Annotated in this window: 1 protein-coding gene; it reads left to right on the top strand. The window is 61.8% G+C overall.

Translation table 11 applies throughout. The annotated features are described in order from the left end of the window. On the top strand, positions 1-579 hold a 579-nt coding region (locus UB48_RS26775; protein ID WP_045202382.1), incomplete at both ends, for a VCBS domain-containing protein.

Here is a 579-nt window from a genome sequence, read left to right as displayed (position 1 = left end):
TCGGCACCTACGGCACATTGGTGCTGGCCGCTGACGGTTCCTACACCTACACGCTGAACACTGCCGATCCGGACTTCTTCAACCTGCATGGCGGCGGTAACGGGGTCGAGACCTTTACTTACACCCTGACCGATGCTGATGGCGATGTGTCCACCGCCAACCTGGTGCTGAATATCACCAACCTCAACGACCCGGTGACCCTCAATGGCTTGAACGTTGAAGGCGGCGAGCTGACGGTTTTCGAGAAGAACCTTGGCGACGGCAGCAACCCGGATACGCCAGCACTGACGCAAACTGGCAGCTTCACGGTGACCGCGCTGGACGGTGTGCAAACCCTGACCGTCGGTGGCATCACCGTGGTCAGTGGCGGCGTGGCCAGCGGCTTCCCGCAATCGGCGACCACCGCCCTGGGCAATACCTTGACCATCACCGGTTATGACGCCTCGACCGGCGTGGTGACCTATAGCTACACCTTGCTCGACAACGAAGCCCACCCGAACGCCAACGGCACCAACAGCCTGGGCGAGAGCTTCACGGTCAGTGTGACGGACACCGACGGCAGCACTGCCAGCGGGTCCA

Origin of the sequence: Pseudomonas sp. 2(2015) (assembly GCF_000955865.1) — a bacterium.
In the GTDB taxonomy this organism is placed as follows: domain Bacteria; phylum Pseudomonadota; class Gammaproteobacteria; order Pseudomonadales; family Pseudomonadaceae; genus Aquipseudomonas.
This window is presented reverse-complemented; position numbering and strand designations above follow the sequence as displayed.